Source organism: Syntrophomonas sp. UBA5494 (genome assembly GCF_002426325.1).
Genome location: NZ_DIPG01000108.1, coordinates 4,944 through 11,689, shown reverse-complemented (window position 1 = coordinate 11,689; position 6,746 = coordinate 4,944). Strand labels below are relative to the sequence as shown.

7 protein-coding genes are annotated in these 6,746 nt (G+C 52.4%); all 7 read right to left on the bottom strand.

The annotated features are described in order from the left end of the window. Positions 1-118: 118 nt before the first annotated feature. On the bottom strand, positions 119-1,081 hold the full coding sequence (spoIIIAA, locus tag B3W37_RS12085; protein ID WP_483170107.1) for a stage III sporulation protein AA: 963 nt from the start codon (positions 1,079-1,081) through the stop codon (positions 119-121). A gap of 168 nt (positions 1,082-1,249) precedes the next feature. Then, entirely contained in the window at positions 1,250-1,699 is a 450-nt protein-coding gene (locus tag B3W37_RS12080; protein ID WP_481040604.1) for a CD1247 N-terminal domain-containing protein, read from the bottom strand. A gap of 96 nt (positions 1,700-1,795) precedes the next feature. Beyond that, positions 1,796-2,353 (bottom strand): elongation factor P, encoded by a 558-nt coding sequence (gene efp, locus B3W37_RS12075; RefSeq protein ID WP_483170106.1) that lies wholly within the window; start codon positions 2,351-2,353, stop codon positions 1,796-1,798. Positions 2,354-2,365: 12 nt separating this feature from the next. Continuing rightward, complete coding sequence (locus B3W37_RS12070) at positions 2,366-3,430, bottom strand: M24 family metallopeptidase (protein WP_483175947.1); 1,065 nt, start codon at positions 3,428-3,430, stop codon at positions 2,366-2,368. 40 nt (positions 3,431-3,470) lie between these two features. Beyond that, positions 3,471-3,923 carry a type II 3-dehydroquinate dehydratase gene (aroQ, locus tag B3W37_RS12065; protein ID WP_483170104.1) on the bottom strand — a complete coding sequence of 151 codons (453 nt, stop codon included), beginning with the start codon at positions 3,921-3,923 and terminating at the stop codon, positions 3,471-3,473. A 10-nt stretch (positions 3,924-3,933) separates the two neighbouring features. Further along, a complete protein-coding gene (locus tag B3W37_RS12060; RefSeq protein ID WP_483175949.1) occupies positions 3,934-5,265 on the bottom strand; it encodes a TldD/PmbA family protein in 1,332 nt (443 codons plus the stop codon). Positions 5,266-5,280: 15 nt separating this feature from the next. Continuing rightward, complete coding sequence (locus B3W37_RS12055) at positions 5,281-6,690, bottom strand: TldD/PmbA family protein (RefSeq protein WP_483175946.1); 1,410 nt, start codon at positions 6,688-6,690, stop codon at positions 5,281-5,283. Positions 6,691-6,746: the final 56 nt, after the last annotated feature.

The window sequence follows — 6,746 nt, the reverse complement described above, 5'->3', positions numbered from 1 at the left end:
GCTATAGCCGCTTTTAACTCTCCCAGTTGTTCCTGGCGCTTCTCCAGGCGCTTGGCCCCGGATAACCCCCACACCCCGCAAGCGGTAATGATCATAATAATGCCCATGGCTTTTATCATCATGAAGCATCCCACCTTATCACTTGTTCTATATTGCCGGGGCCATGGCGCCGTGAAAGAATGATGATAAGTTTAAACGCCCCGTCGGCCATGAGCTTCCTCAGAATAGGCCGCTGGCGCAGTTCCTCCAGGTTTCCGGCATGAGCCGTGCTGATTATGGTCACCCCGGCATGTATGCACTCCATGACCGCTTCAGCATCGCCCTGTCTCCCGATCTCATCGGTGACAACCACCTGTGGGGACAGGGCTCGGATGGCCATCATCATGCCGATATCTTTGGGACAGCCGTCCAGAATATCGGTGCGCGGCCCCACATCCAATTGCGGCACCCCCTGATAACAGCCGGCAATCTCAGAGCGCTCATCCACCACAACCACATTTAACCCGGGTCGTTTAGACCCTTCAGAAATCCTGCGGGTGATGTCGCGCAACAGAGTGGTCTTGCCGCAGCGAGGCGGAGAAACAATCAAAATGTTCTGCAGTTCGGCTTGGGGCGAGCTGAACAGAGCCGGCATTACCGGATCAGCGCAGCCTTTCACCTCTCGGGCCACCCTGAAGCAGAGGCTGCCGAAGTTCTTGATGAGTTCAATGTTGTGCTCTTTCAGTATCACCTGACCAGCCAGTCCCACCCGATGGCCTCCGGGGATGGTTATAAAACCGCGACGAATATCCTCCTCAAAGGCATACAGCGAATTGTCACTTATGGAAGCGATGACCCGGCAGATGTCATCGCGTTCCACCCGGTATCCCTGCTGCAATATTGTGGTGAGGCGGCCTTCGCCAGCTAAGGCCAGTTCGCGCTCGCCGATGCGCACTATCAGGGGCTGTCCGCACCTGAGACGGATCTCCTCCAGGTGTTGATAATCTTCATCCTTGAGGTTGTGCAGGAGCTTCTGAATCTGTACGGGGAGATAGGATAATACCTCTCTTTTAATCTGAGTTGGGGAGCTCGTGACCGGCATATTTTCACCACCTTGCTGTAAATAGATATTGGCAAGCCCTGTAAAATATGCCAGCTAATTAGCGCTTAAGGGAGTGATTATTTCGCGAATTGAGAAAAAAAGCCCAATACAAAACCGCCCTGCGGGTATTCACAGGGCGGTTTGTATTGGGCCAATTAATACTTTTTCTTAAGATGGCGAAGGATTTACCCCGCCTTGCTCGAAAGCCAAACCTTCATCTTCAAAACAACATGGCTCATAATCAAAAGAACCGTCATTTACAAAGACTACCTCATTACAACGGGGGCATATAATCTCAATGGTATCTTCCTCATCCAATACGTCTGCATCAAAATACAGCTTTTCCTGGCAATTGGAGCACTCTATTTCAATATGGTCACAATCGTCTTCGTATTCTATGACCGTTTCCTGCAATTCACAGAGGTCTTCATCCATGCTGTCCAGATACTCGCCGAGTTCGAAAACATCCTCGCGCAGCTCCTTGATATTGGCAGTTATTTCATTGAGCACATCGAGAATGCCGGTGATAATCTTGCCCTGCGGGCCGCCGTCATTGATGTTCAGGCCTTCCGTAAGTCCTTGCAGGTAGCTGACCTGTTCTGTTAAGTCCCTGGTCATAACCATCCTCCCTTTTTAATATCCGTGTGCCTGGCTACAAATATATTATTGCTTAAAAAGAGAGGAAATAAACCCGCCAAAAAATGATCCGGGTCGCTAGGCTCTTTCCATGTATAAACCGGTGCGGGTGTCAATGCGCAGCCTGTCGCCGGTGTTGATAAACAGCGGTACCTGAACCCTGGCGCCAGTCTCTAATGTGGCGCTCTTAGTAGCGCCAGTAGCGGTATCACCCTTGATGCCGGGCTCGGTTTCAACGACTTCCAACTCAACAAAATTGGGCATCTCAATACCAATGATGTTGCCCTGGAAAAACAAGACTTGAATATTCATATTTTCCAACAGCCATTTAATGCCGTCACCTATGGCATCAGCGCTGATAGTGATCTGCTCATAATTCTCATTATCCATAAAAACATAGCCTTCGCCGTCATTATAGAGGTATTGCATGTCACGGCGATCCAGATGGGCTTTGGGCATCTTTTCACCGGCACGGAAGGTTTTTTCCACCACCCCGCCGGTCTTGACATTTTTAAGTTTGGCTCTTACAAAAGCAGCCCCTTTACCGGGCTTTACGTGCTGGAAATCCACTACCACATAGGCCTGTCCGTCCATTTCGATGGTGACCCCGGTTTTGAAGTCATTAACTGATATCATTCTATCCCTCCGTCAAATATTTAATAATTCTTTACTGCTATGAGTAAGTATTTCAACGCCATTCAGGGTTACGACAACCGTATCCTCGATGCGTATCCCGCCCCAACCGGGGATGTAGATGCCGGGCTCAACGGTCACCACCATATTTTCCTGCAGGGTATCTTCACTGCTGAAGGACAGAGCCGGGGCTTCATGAATGTCCAGGCCAACCCCATGGCCGGTACTGTGGGTAAAATACTGATCCAAACCATATTTTTGCAGGCACTGGCGAACCTTTTGATCCACCTCACGACCGCCGACTCCGGCTCTGATGGTATCCAGTCCGATCTGCTGAGCTTCCCGCACCTTTTGATAAATATCCTTGAAGCGCTGGGTAGCTGGTTTAATACCGACAGTCCTGGTCATATCCCCCGCATAACCTTCAAAAATGCCTCCAAAATCCATGGTCACCATATCGCCGGGACTAATGAGCTTCTTACCCGGCCTTCCATGTGGCAAAGCGGCATTTTCCCCCGATACCACAATAGCATCAAAGGCTTCCCTTTCACAACCTTTTTGTCGTAACAGATGTACAATCGTATCCGCCAGACTTTTTTCATCCATACCGGCTCTTATGACAGACAGGATATCAATGAACACTTCATCCCCGATGCGGGCCGCTTCCCTGAGTTTGGCCAATTCCGCAGATGTTTTTATCCTGCGCAAGGATTCGATGAGTCCCCTCACCGGTTCCCAAATTACTGGTTTTATTTGCGATAGTTTTTGATAAAAGGCGTAGTTGACATAGGCTTCTTCAAAGCCGATCCTATGCAGGTCTGCGGCTTTATCGCTCAACTTTTCCAGCCCCGGAGGTTTTTCCTCCTGATAGACCCACGACGGACATTCCAACCAGACCTGATCCCGATAACGGCTGTCGGTAAAAATAAACTGATCTTCCAGGGTAAGCAAGAGCCGGGCATCGGCCCCGGCAGTGAAACCGGAAATATAGCGTATATTGGCTGGAGCTGTAATTAATAACCCGTCTAGTTCATTCTTTATCAGTTCTTTTCGCAATTCATTGATATGAATTTTATCCATGAGAATCCTCTTTCACCATATGAGTAGATCATCTTTTGATTCAACGGTCTTTTGTCCGGCCCAGATAATCGATGGCGGCCCTCGCAGCCAAATAATAGCTGGAAGGCCCGAAGCCAAAAATGCCCCCTACAGCCAGCGGAGACAAAAGCGACTGGCTGCGAAACGGTTCTCTGGCATAAATGTTGCTCATGTGGACCTCGATTACAGGAAGCCCGGCCGCCTTGAGGGCGTCATACAGCGCTATTCCATAATGCGTCAAAGCTCCTGCATTAACAATCACCAGATCACTCTGCGCGCCTGCTGACTGCAGTTTATCTATCAGATCACCTTCATGGTTGGACTGGTAGAACTCGGCTTCAATCTGCTCTTCACCCAGCACAGACCTGATCCCAGCTTCAATTTCTGCCAGGGTGGTATTCCCGTAAATATCCGGCTCGCGAGTACCCAGGGTATTCAGATTAGGTCCATTAATCACCAGAATTTTTGCTTGCATGTCAACCTCCTCAACTTCCGGCCACACTCAATGAAGCCACCCGCAGGCCGGGTGCGCCGCGGCTGCCGAAGAACCGCACCTCAGTACCTACCGCATCTATATTCTGCAGCATTTCAATCATGTTGCCGGCTATCACCAATCCCCGCACCGGATGCGTGAGCTGGCCTTTTTGAATCAGGATGCCGGCGGCGCCCAGCGAAAAATCTCCGGAAACCGGGTTGGCAGTATGCAGTCCCATTAAATCAGTAACATAAAGCCCTTCGGGCAGATCCCCCACCATTTGCTTATCTTCCATATTTCCCGCCTGAATAATGAGATTACTGGGGCTGATGGACGGCAGGCTGCGAAATGACATGCGCCGGGCGTGACCGGTAGAGGGCAGTCCGGCTCTATGGGCAGCCTGGTTGTCATAGAGGAAGCCTTTTAGTCTGCCCCGGTCGATCAGAATATGCCTTTGGGCGGGAACCCCTTCGTCATCAAAGGGAAAGGTGGCCAGACCGCCGTCCAGAGTGGCATCGTCGAGCACGGAAAAACACTCTGCCGCTATTGAACGGTCAACCTTGTCGGCCAGAAGGGATTTGCCTTTAAAAACCGCTTCAGCATCCGCCATGCGGGCCAACAGGCCCAGGAGTTTCACGGCTACATAAGGTTCAAATACACAGGGCAGTTTTTTTGACTCCATACCCCGGGCTTTAAGACTGCGCAAAGCGCGGCAAGCAGCCTCGCCGGCGACTCGTTCCGGATCGAGGTCTATGTAGCTGCGCCGGCTCATGCTGGCAAACCCGCCCTGGGCATCACCGTCCTGTTCAGCCAGGGTATACAGATAAAGGCTGCAGTAATTGCCCCGCTCGTATACATCCACGCCCCGGCTATTTACGATCGCCACACCAAATTCATTTTCTTCATACCCGGAGCGCTCCACCATTGAGATACGCCGGTCTGCGGCCCGGGCCATCTTTTCCGCCTGCTGTGCCAGCGCGGTCTTTTCCTCGATAGGGTGTCTGTTAATCTCGGCATCATAGGTATCTAATCGCGGGTATATCAGGCCCGCCGGGGTCAGGTTCAAGTGGGGATCGGCGGACATATAGCCGGAGGTCTGCAGAGCAGTATCGACGGTCTCCCGGAGGGCTGAAGGCTTGAGATCGGAAGTGTAGGCAAAGCCAAGCCGGCCCGAGTTGACAATACGAATCCCCAGCCCGGCTTCAGCGGCCTCTTTGAGGGTTTCCACCCGCCCCTGGGCAACTTCAATCTGCAGTTTCCGATGGCTGCCGGCATACACCTCTACTTCCGCTCCGGACTTGAGCGCATAATTAAGGGCTTGATATGCAGCACTCTTCAACATGTCCTTCACAACCCGTCACCTCCTTGCTCCAGATCCGGGTTTTACCAGGGTGCCTCCCACAGTCAGCTCCTTGATTCTGATGGTGGGCTGGGCATCACTTACCGGAACCCCCTGGCCGTCTTTTCCGCATACCCCGATAGCAAAGCCCAGATCGCACCCCACCCGGTCCACATCCTGCAGAGCCTTGGGTCCATTGCCGGTAAGAGTGGCCCCCCGCACCGGATAGGTTACCTGGCCCGCTTCCACCATATAGGCTTCAGATACCTCGAAAATAAAATCACCGTTGATAGTATTGACCTGGCCGCCTCCCATTTTCAGAACCAGCAAGCCCCGGTCGGTGGAAGAGATGATCTCCTGGGGATGGTCTTTCCCCGGAGCAATGAAAGTATTGCTCATCCGGGGAATAGGTTTATGTTGATATGATTCCCGGCGGCCGTTGCCGGTGCTCCCGGTTTTATCATGAGCAGCGGTCATCCGGTCGTATAAGTAATTTACCAGGCGGCCATTTTCTATCAATACGGTGGCTTGCGCAGCGGTGCCTTCATCATCAAAAACATAGCTCCCGTAGCGCTGCGGCAGAGTGGCATCATCTATTACCGTAACCAGTGGCGAAGCCACCGTCTGCCCTATTTTACCTTTATAGACCGATAGCCCCTTGTGCACCAGGTCCGCTTCCAGCCCGTGCCCGCAGGCTTCATGCACCATGGTTCCTCCGGCCTGAGCAGACAGAATCACCGGCATACGCCCTGCTGGCGCCGGCTGCGCCGACAGCATATTTATCGCCAGTTGCGCCGCCTTGCGAGCCCGTTCTTCCCAGTGCTGCTCATCCAGCAGTTCCCAGCCAGACACCCCGCCCACAGATTCGTACCCGGTTTGCAGGAGGCCGTTGCGGCCGGCTATTACGTTGATCATTCCACGGATGCGGTTGAAACTGTCCTCCACCCTTTCCCCCAGGCTGTTGGCAAATACCACCTGTTTTTCCAGGTCGGCTAAAGCTACCGATACCTGGCGTATAGCTGGTCCCACCGCGCGCGCCGCCTGATTAGCCGCAAGAACCTGCTCCATTTTGTGGCTCCAGGGGACTTGATGAGGCGCCAGAGAATCCAAGGGAGGGGAACTCTTAACCGCGGTAACAGCTAAGGGTATTACCCTGCTGACAGCGGAGCGATTAATAGCCTGGCTGGCCGTTCGGGCGGCATTTTCCAAGGCTCCCGGGCTCAGGTCGCTGGTGTAAACATAAGCGGTCTGCCGGGCTTTGATCACCCTGATGCCTAGACCGCTCTCCACCCCGCTGTGGATTTTTTCCACACGGTCTTCTTCCAGCCAGATGCCGCTGTTTTTCTTGTACTCTACATAAATATCAGCGTAGTCGCCGCCTTTTTGCAGGGCAAGATCAAGCAGCCTTTCCAAAACAGCAGCCTCCATCTTTTAGCCCCCTCTTAGATGTTTTTCAAAATATTTTTCCCATTTGCCGGCTTTAG